The organism is Pauljensenia sp. UMB9872, assembly GCF_030212665.1.
GTDB lineage: Bacteria > Actinomycetota > Actinomycetes > Actinomycetales > Actinomycetaceae > Pauljensenia > Pauljensenia turicensis_B.
Genome location: NZ_JASOER010000024.1, coordinates 1 through 22164 on the forward strand (window position 1 = coordinate 1; position 22164 = coordinate 22164).

General features: G+C 56.9%; 18 protein-coding genes. 2 read left to right on the forward strand and 16 right to left on the reverse strand.

What is annotated here, in order from left to right; genetic code table 11:
• A partial coding sequence (locus tag QP109_RS08395) for a hypothetical protein (RefSeq protein ID WP_285024332.1) occupies positions 1-202 on the forward strand: 202 nt, incomplete at its 5' end.
• Here the strand turns inward: QP109_RS08395 and QP109_RS08400 are convergent.
• Both QP109_RS08400 and QP109_RS08405 read right to left on the reverse strand, forming a co-directional pair.
• Positions 145-336: a DUF8730 family Cys-rich protein gene (locus tag QP109_RS08400; protein ID WP_285024320.1), complete on the reverse strand. Its 192-nt coding sequence runs from the start codon at positions 334-336 to the stop codon at positions 145-147. The genes QP109_RS08395 and QP109_RS08400 overlap by 58 nt on opposite strands.
• Positions 337-435: 99 nt before the next feature.
• Positions 436-576, reverse strand: coding sequence for a hypothetical protein (locus QP109_RS08405; RefSeq protein ID WP_285024321.1), 141 nt, complete (start codon positions 574-576; stop codon positions 436-438).
• 145 nt (positions 577-721) lie between these two features.
• Between QP109_RS08405 and QP109_RS08410 the strand changes: the two genes are divergently transcribed.
• Positions 722-2161 carry an alanine/glycine:cation symporter family protein gene (locus QP109_RS08410; RefSeq protein ID WP_101628733.1) on the forward strand — a complete coding sequence of 480 codons (1440 nt, stop codon included), beginning with the start codon at positions 722-724 and terminating at the stop codon, positions 2159-2161.
• 503 nt (positions 2162-2664) lie between these two features.
• Here the strand turns inward: QP109_RS08410 and QP109_RS08415 are convergent.
• The 14 genes from QP109_RS08415 to QP109_RS08480 form a co-directional block, all read right to left on the reverse strand.
• A complete protein-coding gene (locus tag QP109_RS08415; RefSeq protein WP_285024322.1) occupies positions 2665-4269 on the reverse strand; it encodes an alcohol dehydrogenase catalytic domain-containing protein in 1605 nt (534 codons plus the stop codon).
• A 34-nt stretch (positions 4270-4303) separates the two neighbouring features.
• Positions 4304-5323: an SDR family NAD(P)-dependent oxidoreductase gene (locus QP109_RS08420; RefSeq protein ID WP_285024323.1), complete on the reverse strand. Its 1020-nt coding sequence runs from the start codon at positions 5321-5323 to the stop codon at positions 4304-4306.
• 21 nt (positions 5324-5344) lie between these two features.
• Positions 5345-6646 (reverse strand): PHP domain-containing protein, encoded by a 1302-nt coding sequence (locus QP109_RS08425; protein WP_285024324.1) that lies wholly within the window; start codon positions 6644-6646, stop codon positions 5345-5347.
• Positions 6647-6743: 97 nt separating this feature from the next.
• Positions 6744-9194 (reverse strand): alpha-ketoacid dehydrogenase subunit alpha/beta, encoded by a 2451-nt coding sequence (locus tag QP109_RS08430; RefSeq protein WP_285024325.1) that lies wholly within the window; start codon positions 9192-9194, stop codon positions 6744-6746.
• Between the two features lie 32 nt (positions 9195-9226).
• Complete coding sequence (lpdA, locus tag QP109_RS08435) at positions 9227-10594, reverse strand: dihydrolipoyl dehydrogenase (protein WP_285024326.1); 1368 nt, start codon at positions 10592-10594, stop codon at positions 9227-9229.
• Between the two features lie 19 nt (positions 10595-10613).
• The gene (locus tag QP109_RS08440; RefSeq protein WP_285024327.1) at positions 10614-11966 is read right to left on the reverse strand and encodes a dihydrolipoamide acetyltransferase family protein; all 1353 of its coding nucleotides are present in this window, start codon (positions 11964-11966) and stop codon (positions 10614-10616) included.
• Positions 11967-11976: 10 nt separating this feature from the next.
• Entirely contained in the window at positions 11977-12723 is a 747-nt protein-coding gene (locus tag QP109_RS08445) for a DeoR/GlpR family DNA-binding transcription regulator (protein ID WP_101628746.1), read from the reverse strand.
• Between the two features lie 246 nt (positions 12724-12969).
• Positions 12970-13401 (reverse strand): RbsD/FucU family protein, encoded by a 432-nt coding sequence (locus QP109_RS08450; RefSeq protein WP_006680219.1) that lies wholly within the window; start codon positions 13399-13401, stop codon positions 12970-12972.
• A gap of 15 nt (positions 13402-13416) precedes the next feature.
• The gene (locus QP109_RS08455; RefSeq protein WP_285024329.1) at positions 13417-14412 is read right to left on the reverse strand and encodes a LacI family DNA-binding transcriptional regulator; all 996 of its coding nucleotides are present in this window, start codon (positions 14410-14412) and stop codon (positions 13417-13419) included.
• Positions 14387-15796, reverse strand: coding sequence for a rhamnulokinase (locus QP109_RS08460; protein WP_285024330.1), 1410 nt, complete (start codon positions 15794-15796; stop codon positions 14387-14389). Before QP109_RS08460 ends, QP109_RS08455 begins: the two co-directional genes overlap by 26 nt.
• Before the next feature lie 203 nt (positions 15797-15999).
• Positions 16000-17760, reverse strand: a complete 1761-nt coding sequence (locus QP109_RS08465) for an L-fucose isomerase (RefSeq protein ID WP_101628742.1) — start codon at positions 17758-17760, stop codon at positions 16000-16002.
• Positions 17761-17881: 121 nt separating this feature from the next.
• Positions 17882-18928, reverse strand: a complete 1047-nt coding sequence (locus tag QP109_RS08470; RefSeq protein WP_285024331.1) for an ABC transporter substrate-binding protein — start codon at positions 18926-18928, stop codon at positions 17882-17884.
• 94 nt (positions 18929-19022) lie between these two features.
• Positions 19023-20024 carry an ABC transporter permease gene (locus tag QP109_RS08475; protein WP_270773370.1) on the reverse strand — a complete coding sequence of 334 codons (1002 nt, stop codon included), beginning with the start codon at positions 20022-20024 and terminating at the stop codon, positions 19023-19025.
• The gene (locus tag QP109_RS08480; RefSeq protein WP_101628745.1) at positions 20021-21541 is read right to left on the reverse strand and encodes a sugar ABC transporter ATP-binding protein; all 1521 of its coding nucleotides are present in this window, start codon (positions 21539-21541) and stop codon (positions 20021-20023) included. The genes QP109_RS08475 and QP109_RS08480 overlap by 4 nt, the downstream gene beginning before the upstream one ends.
• Between the last annotated feature and the right edge of the window lie 623 nt (positions 21542-22164).

The following is a 22164-nucleotide window of genomic DNA, read 5'->3' on the forward strand; positions in this document are numbered from 1 at the left end:
CTCAACTTTCGTTAGTTACCTCAGTGAGGGAGGCAGTCGATTCAAGCTTTCCTCGCTCTCGGCGACAGGAAAACAATTTACACACCTTCATAGCGACCCGTCAAATCATTTTGACGTGAGCGTCACCACACTTGGCGCGAAGGCTCATTTTCGCCCGAAATTCAGCCACTTTGACGGGCTAAACACAGATTCCCTCTTCTGACGATTACCGTTCTCATCACAGTGACCAGGGCACCAGTCGTTTGCAGGAACCGACGCCTTGACAGCACCAATATGCTGTCCACAGCCAGCCCACGTCACCTTTCCGCAGATGTCACACTTCGCCGGTCGACACATTGTTCATTCCCCTTCCTTTAGGATCTTCGAAACAATCGACGATTGCTTCACCGTCATGTCTCAGTGATCCACCAGTTCCTGATGGCGATGAGCCCCACTTCAGAGCATCAGCATTCGCCCCCTCATCGCAACACCCAGTCCGCCGACGCGAATGATCGCTGTTCGCTCCGAATCGGCAATCGGACGAGGTTCAAGTGAAGAAGCCCCGAGCTCGACGACGAATAACCCGGAGGCAAGCATTCCTGAACTGGAGAAGCTTTTCCTTTTCCTTTCCTAGATTTTCCAAATATTAGTTCGAACGTGACTAATCCTTTGCCTTTCCCGTACAATCACCTTGTCAATCGCTACGCCATGTAGCGTCCCATCTTCCGACAAGGTAACGAGCATGCTTCCTGCTTCTTCGTCGATTGCCGACTCGATTAACGCAGTCCTCGACGTTCTCAACACCTGGCTGTACTCATACATCCTGATCGCACTGCTTATCGGCGCCGGCCTCTACTTCTTCATTCGCACCAAGGGCTTGCCCGTGCGCATGTTCCGCGAATCAATCCGTGTGGTCACCGAGCCCCCAGAGAAGGAAGGCCAGCTTTCGTCCTTCCGCGCACTGATGGTCTCCACCGCATCGCGCGTGGGTGTCGGCAACATCGCCGGCGTCGGTACCGCAGTCGCTCTTGGTGGCGCAGGCTCCGTCTTCTGGATGTGGGTCATCGCAACACTCGGCGCCGCGTCAGCATTCATCGAATCCACACTTGCCCAGATCTACAAGAAGCGTGGCCACTCAGCTGACGATCACTCCATCGGCGGCCCCGCATACTACATCCAGATCGCGCTCAAGCAGCGTTGGCTTGCAGTAATCTTCGCAACCGCATTGATCCTCACCTACATGGGTGGCTTCAACCTGCTGGCCTCGTTCAACGTCGCTGACGCATTCACCTCGTACTCCTGGTACCACAAAGACTCGACCCCGTACATCATCGGCGCAATCCTTGCCATCGCGATGGCACTCTCAATCTTTGGGGGCACACGGCGCCTAACTTCGGTCACCGGCGTCTTGGTTCCGATCATGGCCCTCATTTACCTGACCGTTGCTGCGATCGTCATCATCTTCAACTACCAGAACATCCCCGCAATGCTCGCCGCAATCTTCGAAGGTGCCTTCGATTTTGAGGCAATCTTCGGCGGTTTCGCCGGCTCAGCAATGATGCTCGGCATTAAGCGTGGTCTTTACTCGAACGAAGCCGGTGTCGGCTCTGCTCCGAACGCGGCTGCCTCCGCATCTGTCTCACACCCCGTGAAGCAGGGCTTAGTCCAGATGCTTTCCGTCTTCATCGACACGATGATCATTTGTACTCTGACCGCGTTCCTGATCCTCTCCTCTGGCGTCCAGGGTGGCGACGAACTGAAGGGCGCTCCGCTGGTTACAGCTTCGATGCAGACCGTTCTCGGGGGCGTCGCTCTGCCGTTCACGACCATCGCGTTGTTGCTCTTCGCATTCACGACGATCATCGGCAACTTCTACTACGCCGAGGTCAACCTGCGCTTCCTCGCTGGTGGACGCGTTCCAATCTGGGGTCTGCAGGTTTTCCGTGGCATCGCAGTGATTCTTGTATTCTCGGGCGCCCTTCTGGACTTCTCAGTTGCATGGAACCTTGGCGACCTGCTGATGGGTCTGATGGCTCTGATCAACCTGCCGGTCATCATCATCTTGGGCAACAAGGCCATCAAGGCTGCGAACGACTACCAGGCGCAGCGCAAGGCTGGAAAGAACCCCGAATTCAAGGCGACTTCCATCGGTATCACCGAAGAACTCGACTACTGGAAGTGATAATCACGGTCAGCTAGTTCTGACCTCACATCCGTGAGTGTGGCCCTCGTTCAGAAATGAGCGAGGGCCACACTTTTACCTTTTTCAGATTTATTTCGAGAGGGCAACCGTATCGGCATTCATCGGGCAGGTACACGCTTTCCATTTCGCGAATCATCCCACCTGTCTGCTTTGACCAACTCAGGCATACGAGGCGACGAAATAAGACTCCCAGCTCGTAAAACAACACCTCAGACGACAAAACCTGCCACGCCGGACCTCGTACATCAGCGCACACGCGCAAGGCTCACAAACGCGCATAACCCAGTCACACCCCAAGGCTCTTGACCAACCTCAATCAGGGACAAACACACCTGGGCCGGACCTGCATTGCAGATCCGGCCCAGGCCTCGGCAATTATTCACCAACTGGCACAAGCACGAAAGGAACAAAGGCTTGCACCACGATGAGACTTACCGCTGAGTTGCTAGGTAGCTTTCACCTTCAAAAACCACCCAGAAACATCACTTGGCTACTTCGAGAAGAACTTCTTCAGCTTCCTTCGTCCACAGACCATCCACCAGCTTGGCAGCAACCTCAGGGTACTTGTCACCAAGTTCCGTCAGCGGCGTCAAACCAAGGTCATGCAGGGTCGGGAAGACCATGATCTTACCGCCCGACGTACGGTTGATCACCGCGTTGATGGCGTCGCCGAAGCCTGCCATACCGGTCACTGCGTACAGGGAGATCGACGTATCAATAATGCCAGCTTCGATCTTGCGCAGAACGGTACGCATGTCGGAAACATCAGAGCCCGACGTGCCCAGCATGAAGATCTTGCGCTCGATGATGCCCTGCAGATCGAAGTCACCAAAGGTACCCGCTGGAATACCAGCGAACGCATTGAGGATCGCACCATCTGCACATATATCGACAGCCTGAGAAACCAGCGCCGGCACCGGCACCAGACAGGTGATGTAGGTGTAGCCGTACTCAAGCGGAGTGGCGGAGGTGTTGATGATATCCAGCGGGACACCGTTCTTTTCGGCGGTCGGGCCAACAGTCTTCTTCAAACCTGCCAGGCGATCGTCAGAAAGGTCGGTGCCAACAACGGAGATGCCCTCAACACCGGAGGTGACCGCACGCATCGTGTGCATAACACCCATCGGGCCGGCGGCACCGATGAACGCGCATTTATCGTTCGGACGTAGGTCGCCGTTAGCGGGGATCCATGCGTAGCCTTCGCACGGGTCCATGCCGGTGGTGCCACAGAAGCGGATGAAGTCGTAGTGAACACGACCGATGTCAAGGCTGACCTTGCGGGAGATGGTTTCTCCGCCGAGGACAACACACATGACCGAACGGGTACCGAGCAGCAGGGATGCCTTTTCAATACCGTCCGCGTCTGCTCCGAAGAAGACGATGTCATCGAAGATCTGTCCTTCAAGACCATCAATACCGGCAACGTCAACGGTAACGATCTCTGCAGGCTTGTGGTCAGCGGTCAGCTCTTCGATGGAGCCTTCGCCGACGACCAGCAGGCGACCACCGTCTGCAACGTGGTTGCGCTCTGCCCACGCGTAGGAACCTTCAACGGTTGCCCACGGCTCGATCAGGCCAACAGCTGCTGCCGAAGGACCATCGGTCACGTGGATCAGAAACTCTTCACCTTCGGGGGAGACGACGCAACGCTCATCGACGACCGTGTATTCCTGAAGGGCCCCTTCGAAGTTGTAGCCGAATGCGCCATTGGACTTCGCAGTGCGCAGGTGCTTCCAGTCAGCCTGGACCAGCAGACGATCACCAACCTTGAAGTGGGTGACCTTCTCACCTACCTCGACGACGCGGACAACGGGCTCGTGACCCGGAACCGTCGGCTGGGAGCCGGGACGGTAGTTCGGGATCTCGGCAAGTGCTTCGGGGGTGATTCCCGCGATGACTTCGGACTTACGCGGGTGGTTGTCGAACTGGTGCAACAGCTTCGTGTCAGAGAAGCAGATGCCACATGCCTCAACCTTGAGCATCATCTGGTGAGGGCCGACCTTGTCGATGCCCTTCTCCTTGTTGACGACGAATTCTTCGGCGCCAACGATCTGGATCGCATACTGCGATTCGGGGTACTCAGTCATTGGATTCTCCTTGTTTTCCGGATCAAGCTTGCGCTCAGTTCATCATGACTTGGCCACCCGTAACCGGGACGGCCTGGCCGGTTTCGTATGCCTGCTCGACGATGTAGAAGATCGCGCGCAGAACGTCGATGCCTTGGGCACCACGACGCATCGGAACCTTTGCTTCGTAGAACTCCTTGACGTCCGTGACAGTCTTCGCGCCGGGGACCTTGCCCGAGTTCAGGTACTGAACGAACAGGCCACGGTCGGGGTCAGACCAGAGCGGGCCATCGTAGAAGTTACCGGGGCAGATTGCGTTGACCTTGACACCATGCTCGACCATCTCGAGGGCGAAGGACTGAACTAGGCCGATGCCACCGAACTTGGAGCCTGCGTATGCGGCGTTCTTGTTCGAGCCCACCAGACCAGACTTGGAGTTGATCTGAATGATGTCGGTCAGCCATGCACCGGACGTTGCATGCTGACGAGCAAGCAGACCACCGAGGTGCTTAGTAACCAAGAAGAATGCGACGTAGTTGATGTCGGTCGACAGGCGGAAAGCAGATGCGTCTTGTTCAAGGACAGATCCCGCACGAACGATGCCTGCGTTAGAGACGATCAGGTCGATACCACCGGTGACCTTTTCGATTTCCTCGGTCATCGCGGTCACGGATTCTTCATCCGCAACGTTGACGGTAATCGGGTACGTGGTGTCTTCGCCGAGTTCCTTGCACTTGGCAGCAGCGCCTTCGCCGTTCAGGTCAGCGATGTAGACGAAGCAACCCTGGCCGACGAGGCCTTTGGCGATCTCGGCACCGAAGCCCTGTGCGCCACCGGTAACCAGCGCGACACGACCGGAGATTTCACGGTCGTTGCGCGGGGTCGCGGTGATCTCGTAGGTTTCTTCGCCGACGGTGACGACGACGGGAAGTTCGGTTTCGGAAAGAGTCGAAGCGTCAACCGTTTCAAGGTTGGCATCGAGGGTCAGGGTCGCAGCCTTATCGGTTGGGCGAACGATGACCGGTCGAGCAAGCGCGCTCAGGAACAGGCCTCGAAGCAACGGTGCATGAGTCATGTTTAATCCTTCGGATAGTTCTCAGACGGTAGGAATATTTGCTGCGACTTCAGCCGGATCTGCGCCATCAGCAATAGCGCGTCCAAGCGGAGCGTAGGAAGCAATACGGACGGCAAGGTGCTCAGGAGTGAGTCGCTCGCTACCCAGGATGTTGTACTTCGGATCGAAGCTGGTCAGGGCCTCGTGCGCGACAAGTGCCCACGTGGCCTCGTTGAGATCTTCGAACTCGGGGCGACGCAGTTCGGGGCAGTTGAAGAGCTGGCGTGGCTGGTTAATGTCGACGCCGGAGATCTCGAGCATGCCGTGCTTGACTGCGAGTTCATGGATTCGCTTGAGCTGTTCCGGAGTGTTACGCGGAGGCATATAGGTAACAGCGCGCAGGCCCTTTTCTTCGAGAGCTTCGAAGAGCTCGTCAAGGAATTCATCTTCGAACTTTTCAGCCTTCTTGTCGCCGGTCGGCGAAGCGGAAACATCACCGAGGTAGGCGTAGGTGGCAATGGCACCGATGGAATCTGCGAACTGAACAACTTCCTTCGCAGTCGGCAACTCGTCAGTGGGCTGAATGTAGATGCGACCCAAGTATTCCGACTTCAGTACACCCAGAAGATCGTAGACGAGGTGCGGATTCTCAGCGTCACCGAGTGCGCCTTCGAGGGCTGGCGGAATGTTGACACCCATGCTCTTCAGGCCATCGACGAGGCTCTGACCGCGACCGAATCCCTTGATGAGAGCCGATGCCATCGCGGCGAGCAGGTGACGCTCTGTGATACCGCCACCGTTGGCGTACTGAGAGATGCCGACCATGTCAGTGAGAGGATCGAAAGGCTCCAGGCCAAGATCAACGAGGATCTTGTTCGCGGCCTCGGCCATCTTCAGGGTGCGCTCGAGACGAGCAGCGCGCTTGGGCGCCAACCACTCGGCAACCTTTTCGCGAGCAGGAGCCGGAACACCCTGAACCGTCATGTAGGCAATGCCTTCGGAGTCCGGATTGTTCAGCTTACGAGTAGCAAACGGACCGTCGGGATCAAAGAAAGCGCGGATTTCAAAGCCGGTGACTGAACCCATTCCCAGCAGACGACATGCGCCGGTCATTTCGGGCGCAGCAGCGATCGAATCATGATCGACGGAGCCAACAACACGCAGGCCTGCGCGACGAGCATTCAATGCTGCAGCAGTCGGCGTGTAGGGGCTGAAGGAGTAGCACGTATGAATGTGGTTGTTCGATTCAGGAACCCACGCGGGGAACTCTTCATCGTTCAGAACTGCGGCAAGAGCGGCGAGGCGGTCCTCCTGGCTCAGGCTAACGTCATTGGTGGCGTCCATCGGATCCTCGTATCGAAATGTAGAAAAGAAATTTAAAGCGTTAAATGCCTGATGGCACCGGTGGGCCGAGCCGAAGCCCGGCCCACCGGGTCAATCATCAGAGACCGAGACGGTTGCGACGAGCAATCTCGCCTTCAGTCTGGTTCGACGAGGGCACGTGACCCGGGAGCGGAACAATGCGCTCGTGGATTGCGTCGATGATCCACTCGACCTGCGGGAAGAAGTAGGACTCCAACTCGGGGCCGGGGGTGATGCCATTGCGCGAACCGACAACCGCGATCGGCGCGTCGAGAGCATCAAACGCGAGAGTCTGGACGTTCGCTGCAACGGTGTTGAGGAAGTTGCCACGCTCGACAGCATCGGAGGTGAGGAGCAGGCGACCTGTCTTCTTCACGGATTCGATAAGTTTGTCGTAGTTGAGCGGTGCGACGAAGCGAAGATCGATGACCTCGGCGCTCATGCCGTACTTCTCCTGAAGGACGTCAGCAGCCTCGAGTGCACGGTAAATTGTTGCGCCGTAGCCGGCGATCGTAATGTCGGTGCCTTCGCGACGGATTGCCGGTTCACCTTCGGGGGTCTCGTAGTAGCCTTCCGGAACGCCACCGGGCTCGAATTCTTCGCCCTTGTCGTACAAGAGCTGGGATTCGAAGAAGACAACCGGGTCGGTGCCACGAAGAGCAAGGTTGAGCATGCCCTTTGCATCGGTCGGCGTGGTCGGGAAGTAGACCTTGAGACCCGGGATGTGGGCGGTCAGTGCCGACCAATCCTGCGAGTGCTGTGCACCGTACTTGTTACCAACGGAAACACGCAGGACGAGAGGCATCTTCAGCAGGCCAGCGGACATGGACTGCCACTTTGCCATCTGGTTGAAGACCTCGTCACCGGAACGGCCGAGGAAGTCACAGTACATGAGTTCGACAACTGCACGGCCACCAGCCATTGCGTAGCCAACGCCTGCGCCGACGATTGATGCTTCAGCGATCGGCGAGTTGAACAGGCGACGGTACGGAAGTGCTTCGGTCAGACCACGGTAGACAGCGAATGCGCCACCCCAGTCACGGTTTTCTTCGCCCCATGCGGCCATCGTCGGATCTTCCTTGAAACGATGGAGCATAGCTTCGAAGAGACCGTCACGGAACTGGTACATCTTCATCTTGGAAACGGGCTTGCCGTTCTCATCCTTAGCGGTGCGGATCTTCTTGGCGATAGCCTTGACGCGCGGGTTGTCCTCGAGATCAATCTCCGCTTCGCCCTCTTCCATCTTCTCGGTCGGCGTGTTCGAGAACATAACCGTGTCGATGTAGCCGTCGGCAACGCGCGGGCAGTTGTCTTCGTCGATGGCAAGCTTGAGGACCTTGACGAGCTTCTCGGTGAGGCCAGCAGTGTAGTCCTCAATATCGGACTGCGTGGTTAGACCGTTGGAGATCAACAAATCCGAGTAGGTTGTGATGCAGTCGACGTTCTCCCAGAGCTCGACCTCGTCCTTGGTGCGGTACGAGGATGCGTCCGACGGGGAGTGACCGGAGAATCGGTACGTGATTGTATCCATGAGGACCGGGCCACGTCCCTCTTCGAGGATCTTCTTCTTGCGGGAGACGGCGTCGGCAACAGCCAGCGGGTTAATGCCGTCGACGCGCTCTGCGTGCATAGCCTCGGGGTTGAGGGCTGCACCGACACGGGCGAGGATGTCGTAGCCCATGGTCTCACCGAAGGTCTGACCACCCATGCCGTAGAAGTTGTTGAAGAAGTTGAACAGAATCGGCGGGTTGCCACCGTCCTCTTCACGCCACAGCGTGCGGAACTGATCCATGGAAGCGAAGTTCATTGCTTCCCAGACCGGACCGCATGCAAGGGCTGCGTCGCCGACGTTGGAGACAACGATGCCGGGCTTGCGGTTGATGCGCTTAAAGAGTGCTGCACCGTTTGCGACCGGAGCAGAGCCACCAACGATTGCGTTGTTCGGGTAGGAGCCGAACGGCAGGAAGAAGGTGTGCATCGAGCCACCGAGGCCGCGGTTGAAGCCGGCCTTGCGGGCGAAGATTTCCGCGAGGGCACCGAAGAGGATGAAGTTCTCGGTGAGGTCCTTCGTGTCCTTGTAGTCGATCTTCTCTGCAAACGAGAGGGTCTCGCCGTCAAGGAAGGTCTTCATGATGTTTTCAAGCTCACCGTTTTCAATCTGGCGCATTGCCGAGTAGCACTTGGCAAGAATTTCGCCGTGCGAACGGTGCGAACCGAAAACCTGATCATTCGGGCTCAGGACTGATGCCTGGCCGACGTATGCCGATTCCTGGCCGATACCAAGGTGAGCCGGACCCCTGTGGTTGTAGGCAATGCCCCGCCACTCGCCGGTCTTCTTGATGGAGTCAAGCATGGATTCGAACGTACGGACCACGATCATGTCGTGGAGCATGTTCACCATGCCGTCCTTGCCGTAACGATCAAGTTCGGTATCGAGATCGAACTTGTACTGGTTCACCGGGATGTCCGGGAACTGGATATGACCTGCCGCGCGGACCTGCGACGGGTCGATGATCAGAGACTTCGTCATTGTGTCTTACTTCTTTCTTCGTCTTTGGAGGTTCAGAGCTTGACGGCCCAGGCAGCCTCGCGAATAACTTCGGAGACAGTCGGGTGGGGGAAGACAACCTGACGGAGGTCTTCGACGGTCAGTTCCATTTCGAGGACGGCCTGTGCGCCCCAGATCATTTCTGCTGCGTATGCGCCGAGCACGTGGATGCCAAGGATCTGGTGGGTCTTCGGGTCAACGAGGATCTTGGCTTCGCCGGGAGCCTTGAAGCCGTTCTCGGCGATGAAGCGACCGGACATCTGAGCGGGGACCTTTGCGACCAGAACGTCGCGGCCTTCGCGCTTTGCAGCAGATTCGGTGAGGCCAACGCCTGCAGCCTCGGGAATGGAGAAGACTGCCCACGGAACGGTGTTCCAGCGCATAACCTCGCCAACCTTGCACGCATCGGGGTTGATGATGTTCGCGGAAGCAATTTCTGCCATGCGGTATGCGGCGTGTGCCAGGAGCGAACGGCCGGTGACGTCACCAATTGCCCACACGTTCGGCAGGTTGGTGCGCATGCAGTCGTCGACGACGATGCCACGGTTGATTTCAAGGCCTGCTTCTTCGGCGCCCCAACCTGCGGTTGCCGAGCGACGACCAACAGCCATGAGCACGACGTCAGCTTCGAGGACCTTCTTTTCGTCACCCTTCGAGTAGTGGACCGTTGCGCCGTCGAGGGACTCAACGCGGCAACCGAGTTCGAAGGTGATGTCCTTCATCGCTGCACGCATCTTGGCAGCCATGTCATCATCCATGAACGGCAGGATTTCCGGGGTCATTTCGATAATCGTGACCTCCGAGCCGAGGGTCGAGTACAGCGAAGCAAACTCGACGCCGATAACGCCACCACCGATAACGGCGAGACGCTTGGGGACCTCAGGCAGAGAGAGGATACCGGTCGAATCGACCAAGTGCGGGTTGTCCTTGACACCCGGCAACGGCGGAACAGCGGGAACCGAACCGGTTGCGATGATGACGTGCTCGGAAGTGTAGGTGACACCGTCAGCGGTGACCTTGCCGGGACCGTCGAAGTGACCGCGTGCGGACACAACGGTGACGCCTGCTCGCTTTTCGGTTGCTGCGACACCGGAAACGAGGCCCTTAACGACCTTTTCCTTCCAGTCCTGCAGGCGACCCCAGTCGAGGGTCACGCCGGTTGCGTCAACACCGAACTGGCCAGCTTCCTTGGCGTGCAGGTAGTTCTTTGCACCAGCAAGGAGGGTCTTGGTCGGGATGCAACCAACGTTAAGGCAGGTGCCACCAAGGTACTGCTCTTCAATGAGAAGAACCTTTTTGCCGGCGTGCCCCAGACGCTCGGCAGCAAGGTAGCCACCAGGGCCTGCGCCGAGAACAATTACGTCGTAGTGAGTTTCAGTCATTATGTGTACTCCTAATTACTCAGGCCAGGACAGTGACGTCGATGTTTTCGATAGCGGCAACGAGGTCCTTCAGGAAGCGTGCGCCGTCGGCGCCATCAATGACCTGGTGGTCGATCGTGAGCGACAGGTTGATACGTTGCTCAACACCGATCTCGCCGTCAGCCTTGACAACCGGACGCGGCGTGATGGTGCCAACGCCGAGGATTGCGGTCTGCGGGCGGTTAATGACCGGGGTGAAGGTTTCGATGCCGAAGGAACCGATGTTGGACACCGTGAAAGTGCCACCACCAAGAAGGTCGGGGCTGATCGTTCCGGCGATGGCGTCAGCTGCGAGGCTCTTTGCCTGAGCAGAGAACTGCTTGAGTGACAGGGCCTGAGCGGAGCGGATCACGGGAACCAAAAGACCGCGCGGAGTATCGGCTGCGAAGCCGAGGTGAACCTGCTCGAACTTGGTCAGGGTGCCATCTTCGAGGTGAGCGTTGAAAACCGGGTACTTCGGGAGCGTGCGGGACACTGCGAAGCAGACGAGGTCGTTCAGGGTGATCTTGTTGAGGCCCAGAGCTTCGTCCGAGTTCTTGACCTTCTTGCGCATCGCAAGAATGCCGGCTGCGTTGGCCGTCGTGTTGAGGGTCAGCTGTGCCGACTCCTGCAGGGATGCCATCATGCGCGAAGCAACAACCTTGCGGACGCCCTTGAGCTTCTCGGAGGTGGAAGCACCCGGGAACTCTGCAGCAGGAATTGCAACTGCAGTCGCCGCGACGGGAGCCGGAGCAGTCGGGTTCGCCAGATCAGCAGTCGTCACACGACCACCAATACCTGTGCCTTCGCCAGTAGCCGCACCTCCTTGTGCCTGCGCTGCTGAAGTATATGCGGGGCCTGCTGCAATAGCGGCCTGAACATCACGTTCGATCACGCGACCGTGAGGACCGGAACCCTCAGCAATCGTAGCGGTGTCGATACCCTTAGAACCGGCAAGGACGCGAGCGCGCGGGGAAACTGCCCCGGTCGCAGCGGTCGTAGCAAAGGACGGCGCGGGAGTTGCTTCTTTAGCCGGAGCGCTTTCCGGCGCTGCTTCAGCAGCGTCGGCCTCGTCTGCCGAATCGTCAGCGGGAACAAGAGCGGAAATATCTTCGCCGGGCTCGCCGACGATGATGAGCGGATCCTTAACCGGAACCTCGTCGCCCTCTTCCCACAGGATCTTCAGGACGGTACCGGCGTCAGTGCTCGGCACCTCCATTGTGGATTTGTCGGTCTCAATCGAGCAGAGAGTCTGGTCGACAGCGACGGTATCGCCAACCGAAACCTGCCATTCGACGATAATGCACGACTCCACAGAGTTGCCCAGCTGGGGCATCACCACGATGGTGGCCATGTGTTTCCTCCTAGACGATGCGTAGCTGCGTACGCTCGGTCAATTCCTTGATGGATTCTTCAGGAAGGTCGCCATCGGTAATGATGCCGGTGACGTCCTCAATTCCCATGAAGCTAACAAAGCCCGCTCGCCCAAACTTCGAAGAGTCTGAAAGCAACCAGGTTTCCTCCGTGCGCCCTCGCATGAGGCTGCCAACATGCCCACCTTCAGCGAGCTGGGTTGTCAGGCCTCGTTCGACACTGAATCCGTCAGTGCCAAGAAATACCAGGCGCGCGTTGAAGTCATTAATGGAACGCTCTGTAACAGGGCCGACCAAAGATTCGGTTTCAGCATGGAAGCTACCGCCGGTCAGCGTGACCCGAATATGCGGGTTCGGACGAGCATTCTGGAAAACAAGAAGAGAATTAGTAACGACCTGAACGCCACGGCGTCCGGTCAGGTGCTTGACGACAAGAGCGCAAGTCGTGCCAGCTTCGATCATGATGCGATCATCGTCGCGCACCATTTCGGCGGCCGCGCGGGCAATGCGCTCTTTGTCTTCGATTCGGTCAGACTGACGCAGTCGAATATTGCGGTAGGCAGTCGGACGAGCACCACCGTGGGTGCGAACAAGATGGCCCTCATCTTCGAGGTCCTTCAAAGTGGTTCTAATCGTGACAGGTGAAACGTCGAGTTCTTCAGCCAGGACATTAACACTCACCTCGCCTTCAGCGGCAAGGCGATCAAGGATGTAACTGGTCCGTTGTGCGCGACCCACACCCATCACCTCTTCGTGAACATCGATTAGATTGTCACTTTCGTTTCGGTTTTTACAGTCTAGCAACTAAAACGAAAACCGACAAGACCTGCATCACAGGAAATAATAGCGACAATTCACTGAAAATCTCACGAAAATATACGCAATTTTCGCTGACAAATCGCCAAATAACGAACTGCACTGTCGCTCAAACATTCAACGCGCTTGAACAACAGTGCAGTTTCGTATGAAAGTCCTACGAAAGACTCATTCTCCGGGCTGACGAACGCCTACAGTCAGCAAAAGATTGCCGTACAGGCGCTGTTCGCCAGTCGCCACAATGATGCCCACATCTTCGCTACGCGCTGCATCGTAGAAGTCGAAACGCGACAGCTCACCGAACTCGGTATCGGGCAACTGGGCCTTGAACTCATCATGGATCGGGATCTCAACGGCCGGCTGATCGGGAGCCGGAACCATGATCTCTGCCTTCTCGATCGGGCAGACCTGCTTCAGAACTTCCAGAATCTGAAGAACGTCCAGCATGCCAGGAGCGAAGTTCAGCGAGATAAGCTCGCAACGCTCAGACACACCGGTGGTGTGCGGGTAGTTCGCATCAGCAAGCAGAATCTTCGAACCGTGGCCAGCCGCGGCCAGTGCACGCAGGAACTGCGGGTGCGTCATTGCTCCATAGATCATGAAGATCTGTCCTTTCTATTCAATCGAGCTGGATCGGATGATCAGCTCAGGATCAATCGTCACATCCTCGCTCTTACCGCCGTGCATCATCGAACACACGATGCGAACAGCAGCACGACCAAGGCGGTCAAAAGGCTGACGAACAGTCGTCAGCGGAGGGGCATAGCAATCAGCGCCATCAATATCATCAAATCCAACGACCTTAACGTCTGTCGGAATCTTCGCTCCCCGTTCGTGAATCAATCGCATGGCACCAAGCGCCAGCTGATCATTCGCCGTTTGAATTCCCTGGGGAAGCTCTGCCAGCGAACGTAGAGCGTCATATCCATCTTGCGAGTTCCACGAATGTGACTCGATCACTTTGCCTTCGACTCCGTGTTCTTCGCACGAGAGTTTAAAGCCCTGCAAGCGCATGGAAGCATCAGACCAACCCGACGGACCCGCAACATGAACGATGTCGGTAATCCCCTGCTTCAGCAGATGCTCGGTCGCCAGCTTTGCGCCTCGAACATTATTAATGGACGCTGTCGAAATTCCATCCAAATCGTGTTCGCTAGTCAGCACCAAAACCGTCGGAACCCGCTTGCCAATCTGAATGGCAAGGTCAACGCTCGGGTCCTGTCCAGCAAGGATCACAACCCCATCAACATCGAATGGCGCCACTTCGTTGCGCAGTTCGCCATTTGGCAAATATGCGTTTGAAACCGACATGTGATAGCCGGCTTCAGAACCTGCATTCAAAACCGAAAGCAAAACCCTCGCATGCCCGTGAAACATCGGGGCAGCCAGCAAAACGTGCAGAACACCCGTCCGATTCGATGCAAGCGCACGCGCCGCGTAATTCGGTCGATACCCAACTTCAGTAAGGATCTCGGAAATTCGCGCACGCGTCGCATCCGCAACCTCAGGATCACCGCGAACAACGCGTGAAACGGTGTTCGATGAGACGCCCGCTAAACGCGCAACGTCTGCTAGCGAAACCTTCTTACCTGTTGGACGGCGTGTGGACATGGGTCTTTGCCGTTGCCGCAATCATCGCGGGGCGATCCGCGGGATCAAGGTGTCCAAGAACTTCGAGTTGGGCAAGAAGCGAACCGAGAGTTGAAGCTTCGATCGGGCCAGCAACAACACGAACCTGCGCCGCTTCTGCCGTGAGATCGCACAGCAGGTGGTTGCGGGCGCCACCACCCACAAGGTTCAGCTGATCGGGTCGCTCTCCTGAAATCTGAGTCAGCTCATCAATCGCGCGCGCATAACGACGAGCGAAGGATTCAATAATCAGGCGAACGTATTCGGGCATCGAGGTCGGATGCGGAGCACACTGTTCATCGAGGGCAACATCAATCTTCTGTTGCATCTCACCAGGCTCAGCAAAACGCGGGTCATCCGGGTTGAAGAACACGGTGCACGGCGCACATTCACGGGCCTGCGCGACAAGCTCATCCGTATCAGTCAGAGTTCCTTCACGCTCCCACTGACGCTGGATTTCCTGAAGAATCCACATACCCGTGATGTTGAAGAGCGGGCGAACTCCCCCATCAGTGCGAGATTCATTCGTCAAACCAAGTTCGTATGCAGCATCCGAGATCAGCGGGTGATCCTCAAGAGCGCCAAGAACTGACCAAGAACCACACGAGAGGAAGTACGCGCGGACGCCTTCATCAATGGGTAGACCGTGAACTGCACATGCGGAGTCGTGTGCACCACCGCGGACGACGGTCAGTTGCTCGAGGGCTTCGACGGTACACTGTCCAACGGCAGTGAGGTCGTCATTCAATTCACCAACCCACGAGCGATCCAAGCCGAGGCGTTCGAACATGGCGTCGTTGAATCGTGGTGAGCCCGGTTCACATAGACCCGAGGTAGAGGCGATGGTGCGCGACCAGCCCTTCACACCGGAAAGCTTCCAGGCGAAGTAGTCAGGAAGGAAAAGAATCGAGTCGGTCTTGGCAGCAAGTTCTGGATCTTCCAACGTAAAAGCCAGAAGCTGGTTTGCTGTGTTGATCGTTGCCGGGGCGATACCTGACATTTCAAAGAATGTGCGATCATCAACGCGCGAGCGGAATTCTTCGTGTGTACGCTCGGTGCGCTCGTCGCGGTAGGCACGAACCTTGCCAACTCGCTCGTTATTTGCATCGAGGGGAACGAAGTCAACACCCCACGTATCCACGGAAACAGACACCGAGTCCGGGAATTGTTCCACTGCCTTTTTCAAACCGATAACGGTCTGTTCCCACATCGTGTCAACGTCCCAAGTCAGCGAACCTGTTTCGTCACGGATTGCCTGATGCTTGAAGCGGTGAACGTCAGTGATCTCAAGACGGTCATCAACAATAGTTCCAGCTAGAACTCGACCCGAAGCGGAACCGAGGTCAACAGCAAGTGCGGTGGTCATTAAACGGGTCCTTCCTGGTACGGCAGGCGGGATGCTCACTTCGCGTCGATGCGAAGTGGCGAGTTTGAGTGTTTTATAGCTTTATGGTCAGCGTCATCATTGAACGCTTGGGTGGCTCTCAACATTGAGAGTCGGTGCGGTGGGTGAGCCCTAATGGGCTCACCCACCGCTTTGACTTTCGTCAGCTAACTACGACTAAGCAATCAGCGGTACATCGGACCGAAGGTCTCGCATGCACGGTAGTCCGCGCCTTCGAGATCAGCGGTGCCAAACAGCGACCATGCCTTCGGGCGGAAGATCTTTTCTTCCGGAACGTTGTGCATGTTGACCGGGATACGGAGCATCGAGGCAAGCGTGATGAACAGGGCACCGTTGTGACCGTAGGAAATCGCGCCGTGGTTTGCGCCCCAGTTGTTCATGACATCGTAGGTCGTCTTGAAGGCACCTTCACCGGTGAGGTTCGGAACGAACCAGGTAGTCGGCCATTCGATATTCGTGCGCTCTTCGATGGTGTAAGCAACTTCGTCAGGAAGCTCGACGGTCCAGCCTTCGCAGATCTGCATGACCGGCTTGCCGGCAACCAGGTTAATGCGAATCATGGTGACAGGCATTTCACCTTCAGTGCGGAAGTGAGTCGAGAAACCACCACCGCGGAAGTAACCTGTCGATGCTGGGTGGAAGGTGGTTGCCTCAAGGGTTGCCTTCTGGTCTTCTTCGGTGACCTCCCAGAACGGCTTGATGACGGGTTTACCGTCACGGGTTGCCTTGCCAGCACCGTCAAGGGTGGTGGAACCGGAGTTGCGCAGATCAAGGAAGCCCTGTGCCGCGCGTCCTTCCGGCTTCCAGCCGGTGACGCGCTCGATGGACTCGGGGCTCCAGTAGGTGCGAACATCGGAGAAGATCTGCGGCGTATTGGTCAACAGGTAGCCAAACAGCATCGAAGCACCGTTGAGCGAATCGTTCTCGGTTGCAAGAACGTTGGGCTGACGCGGACCGGTCCAGTCGAAGTTCGTGTTCAGAATGGTTTCCATAACGTCACCATTCGGGAAGTGGTCGGTCCACTGGCGCTGTCCTTGGAAGCCTGCGGCGATAGCACCGTGGCCACCAGCTTCTTCTTCAAAGCCGAGCTCTGCAAGACGTGGGTTGCCGTTCATCAGGTCGCGACCGATCAAGGTCATCTTAGTGACGAACTTCCACCAGTCCTCATGCTTCTCCGGGAACTGCCAATCTTCGGGGTTCCAGTCCTTGCCCTGCTTGAAGTTCTCGCGAATCCAGGTGTAAGCCTTCTCGTACTCTTCCGGATCGTAGATGCCTTCTTCAATACGGCGCGTGAACTCGGACATGTCGATGTATTCGTTGCGCATTCCAAGGTAAGCACCGAAGAAGTCAGGGTTGACGACAGAACCAGCAATACCCATGGAAACCGAGCCCATGGACAGGTATGCCTTGCCACGCATCTGAGCAACTGCAAGACCAGCGGTAGCGTAGCTCAGAAGACGCTCACGAACGTCTTCCGGAATGGAATTGTCATCGCCATCCTGGACATCCTTGCCGTAGATGCCGAATGCGGGGATACCGATCTGTGCGTGGCCAGCAAGAGCTGCTGCCAGGTAGACAGCGCCGGGGCGCTCGGTGCCGTTGAAGCCCCAGATTGCGTGTGGCATGGTGGCATCCATGTCCGTGGTTTCAGTGCCGTAGCACCAGCAGGGGGTAACGGTCAGGGTCAGGCCGACATTGTTGACGCGGAACTTGTCAGCGCAAGCCATTGCTTCGTGGACACGACCAATGGTGGTGTCAGCAATGACGCACTCGACGGGGGTGCCGTCGGTGTAACGGAGGTTTTCGGAGAAGAGCTTGGCAACGGCCTCAGCCATGCCCATGGTCTGCTCTTCGAGGCTTTCGCGGACACCGCGACGGCGACCATCGATTGCCGGGCGGATACCGATGCGGGGGTGATCAGTCATTTGTTCCCTAATTTCTTGATCAAAACTTCATTGTTTAGTGGGGGGCGATTCACACCCCTCGGATCCTATGTGTGAGTTGGGGCGGGCCCGAGTGAATGAGCCCGCCCCAACTCAATCAACATCACTCGTAGAGGTTCGGAGCGATCTCGTCAGAGTCGATGTTGGATGCGTCGTACCAGTAGAAGCCGGAGTCAATCGTCTTCGGGAGTGCGATGCCGTTGATTGCCTGGATGGCTGCAGTGACGGTCTTGTAGCCCATGAGCTTCGGTGCCTGGGTGATGGCGCCGGCCTGCGAGCCGTCCTTGATTGCAGCGATCTGGGTCTTGCCGGAGTCGAAGCCGACAACGGTCAGGGTCTTGCCGGACTCGTTAGCACCCTGGATGGCGCCGGAAGCTGCTGCTTCGTTGGAGCCGTACATGCCGACGATGTCGTCGTTTGCCTGGATGATGGCCTTGGAGGTGTCAGCTGCCTTGCCGACCTCGCCTGCAATCTGCTCTTCAAGGAGCTTCAGGCCCTCAGGTGCGTTGGCCTTGAAGTATTCCTTGAAGCCATCGCAACGCTGCTTGCCGGTGGTGGAGGTTGCGTCGTGGCAGATCACGCCGACGGAGCCGGTCTTACCATCGAGCAGTTCGATCATGTGCTTTGCGGCCTCAGCTGCCGCTGCCTTGTTGTCAGTCGAGACCGTGGTCAGCGGGAGGTCGGAGTCAACACCGGAGTCGAATGCGACCAGCGGGATGCCTTTGGACTCGATCTGGGTGAGTAGCGGGGTTGCTGCGCCCGAGTCGAGAGCTGCAAGACCGATAGCTGCCGGGGAGGTGTCGAGTGCTGCCTGGAGCTGGTCGAGCTGCTGGGTCACCTTGGTCTCATCGTCGGGGCCGACGAATTGGATCTTGTAGTTGAACTCGGTGCCTGCCTGCTCGGCGCCTTCCTTCACAGCCTGCCAGAAGCGGTGCTGGAAGCCCTTGGAGACGAGGTAGATGGTCTTGGTGCCATCGCCAGCAGGAACGTCCTTAGACTGCTCAGTGACCTCTTCCTTTGATGCAGAATCGGAACCCGATGCTGCTGCGTCGGAACCCGACTTGGAGGTGTTCGAGGTGGAGCAAGCTGCCAGGCCGAAGGCCATGGTTCCGGCTGCTGCAACTGCAACGATACGGCCGATGGGGCGCATGTGTTTTTCCTTTCGTGGGGGCCAAGAAGACGTTTGCCTTCTTGAGGGTGTGAATCAAACGTCTATGTAAGATTCACGGATTCAATTGGTTTTATCAGGCTGCGTTCTCGCGAGCGCGGCGGATGTTGTCAATGAAGACTGCGAGGAGAACAACGATACCGGTAACGACCAGCTGCCATTCGGAAGCAACACCCATCATCGTCAGGCCCTTCTTCAGGGTTTCCATGATGAGTGCACCAACGAATGCACCTGGGATCGATGCACGGCCACCGGAGAGTGACGTGCCACCGATAACGGTTGCTGCGATGACGTTTAGTTCGAAGCCGACGCCTTCAGCGGGCTGGACGAAGCCGAAACGTGCCGAGTAGAGGATTGCGCCGATTGCCATGAAGACACCAGCGGTGATGTAGATGATGACCTTCCAGAGGCGGACGTTCACACCGGAGAGGCGGGTTGCTTCTTCGTTCGATCCAATGGCCAGCGCGTAACGACCAAGGAGGGTCTTGTTCAGCAGGAACGCTGCAAGAATCGTCAAGAGGATGAAGATGATTGCTGCGTTCGAGATGCCCGGGATGATCGAACCGGTGGACAGCGCGATGTAGCCAGGGTTTGCGATCGAGATCGTGGACTTATCGGAGATGATCAGTGCCAGACCACGGGCCACCATCATCATTGCCAGTGTTGCAATGAACGGCGGAAGACCAAGAATCGAGATGTTCAGGCCGTTGATCAGACCAACGAAAGCACCGAACAGGAGAACAAGGATAAGACCGACCCCCAGGGGCAGGTTCATCCAGTCAGCCGACAGGAAGACACCGGCCATAACGGCGACGAGGGTCATGCCCGTACCGACCGAGAGGTCGATGCCGGATGTTGCGATAACGAACGTTGCGCCGAGAGCCATGACGCCGGTGTAGGCGGCCTGCAGAAGAATATCGGTAAAGATCTTCGGCTGCGCAAAGTTCGGGGCTGCGAACATGAAGTATGCGTAGATGATGACCAGTGCGATGATCACCATGACTAGCTGCATGTTCGACTTGAAGAAGGCGGCCACCGGGCTGGTGGACTTTTCCGCCTTAGTAGCTGCGGTGCTCACGCGACTGCTCCATTCGCTTCTTCCTGACCAACGGTGGCCAGTTCCATGATGTTTTCCTGGGTGGCGACCTCGTTGTCGAGTGTGCCAATGATGCGGCCGTGGGCCATAACTGCGATGCGGTTTGCCAGGCGCAGAACCTCAGGCAGTTCGGAGGAGATCACGATGATCGCCTTGCCCTGCTTGGCAAGAGCCTCCAGAAGTGTGTAGATTTCATCCTTCGCGCCAACGTCGATGCCTCGGGTCGGTTCGTCGAAGATCAGCACGTCGGAGTCGCGAACAAGCCACTTGGCAATAACGACCTTCTGCTGGTTACCACCAGAGAGGGAACGAACTTCAGCGTGAATCGAAGGGGTACGAGTACGGAGCTTCGCGACGTATTCCTGAGCTACTGCGTCGATCTTCTTGGAGTTGATGACGCCGGCACTGGTGAATTCGCTCATCGTAGCCATTGCAGTGTTGTCTGCGATGGTCTTGTCGAGGAGAAGACCGAACTGCTTACGGTCTTCGGAGAGGTAGCCGATGCCAACCTTGACGCCGTCAGCTGCGTTGCGGATCGAGACCTTCTTACCGTTGATGTAGACATCGCCGGAAGTGTGGGGGTCGGCACCGGAGAGAGCGCGAGCAACTTCGGTACGACCTGCGCCAACGAGACCTGCGAAGCCGAAGATTTCACCCTTCTTAACCTCGAAGGACACGTCGTGAACGGCCTTCTTCGTGGACAGGTGCTCAACCTTCAGAACCGCTTCGTCAGACAGAGGCTTAGTGGTGGGGCGAGCATCAGCCGGAACCTCGCGACCAACCATGAGGCGAATAACCTCGGAGAGTTCGGTGGTCTTGGTATCGACGGTGCCGACGTACTCGCCGTCGCGCAGGACCGAGATGCGGTCAGTGAGCTCCTTGAGCTCAGGCATACGGTGCGTGATGAAGATCAGGCCGGTTTCCGGAGTAATGAAGTTACGAACGAGGTCGAACAGGGATTCGGTCTCAGTCGTGGTCAAAGGAGCTGTGGGCTCGTCCATGACCAGGATCTTCGTTGACTCGTAGGAAAGTGCACGGGCAATTTCAAGCATCTGCAAACGGGCAACCGTGAGGTCACGGCAGGTGTCCGCCGGGTTCAGGTCCATGTTCAGGCGCTCGAACAGTTCCTTGGCATCCTTGTTGAGCTTGCGGTCGTTGATGACCGAGCCTTTGTGGGAGCCAGCGCGACCGATGTACAGGTTCTGCGCAACCGTGAGGTCTGGAATAATGTTGAGCTCTTGGTGAATGATGCTCAAACCCAGATCACGAGCATGGTTGGCGTTCTTGACATCAACCTTCTGACCCTGTAGCCAAATCTCACCGCCCGGATCTGCCTTATGGATACCAGTGAGAACCTTCATCAGCGTCGACTTACCGGCGCCGTTCTCACCGCAGAGACCCAAGATCTCGCCAGCGTTCAGGTCAAGGTCCACGTTGGACAATGCCTTGACGCCAGGGAATGTCTTTGAGATCCCCTTTAACTCAAGTAACTTTGTCACTTCTCACCCCTTGGGTACCGATCACTACTGCGTGGCCGGAGTTTGTTACCTGAAACTCGTTAGCGCTACCGAAACAAGCTACAGGAATCGCCCTCATTGGCGTGTGATAAGCCTACGACATCTTAGAGCGCCTTTGAAATCAGAAATGACGCTCTGTTACTAAATCGTTACCGCTAACGAAAGGGACTCGCGAAATATCAACAAAAGCACCCCGAGGGCTTTCGCGCACTGACCTAACGACCATTTCAGTTGGGCATATTTGCATCTCTGACCTACGAAAATCTGTCAACAAACAGCAGATTCGAGTTGGGACGATTCACTACACAAGAACGCAAGGGAGCTAGTTGCGTCCCCCCTCCGCTAGTAAACGACGAGGCCGGGCACTTCAAATAGCGACTCCCCCGCATTGCCCGAAGGAACGAGGTATAAACACAAAAACTTGGGGTTAATAGCCAAAATGTGTGTACAGAATCGCTGTTTTTGCTGGTTTGACTAGGGGTTTTAGGGGTTTGCACATGCTTTGAGAGCATGTGGTGTGAAGGGTGTTTGTAATCAACCTGTTTGTGGGGTATGTGGCTGGAAGCTAGTTAAGAATGGTTCCACTAGCGCAGGTAGGACTCGTT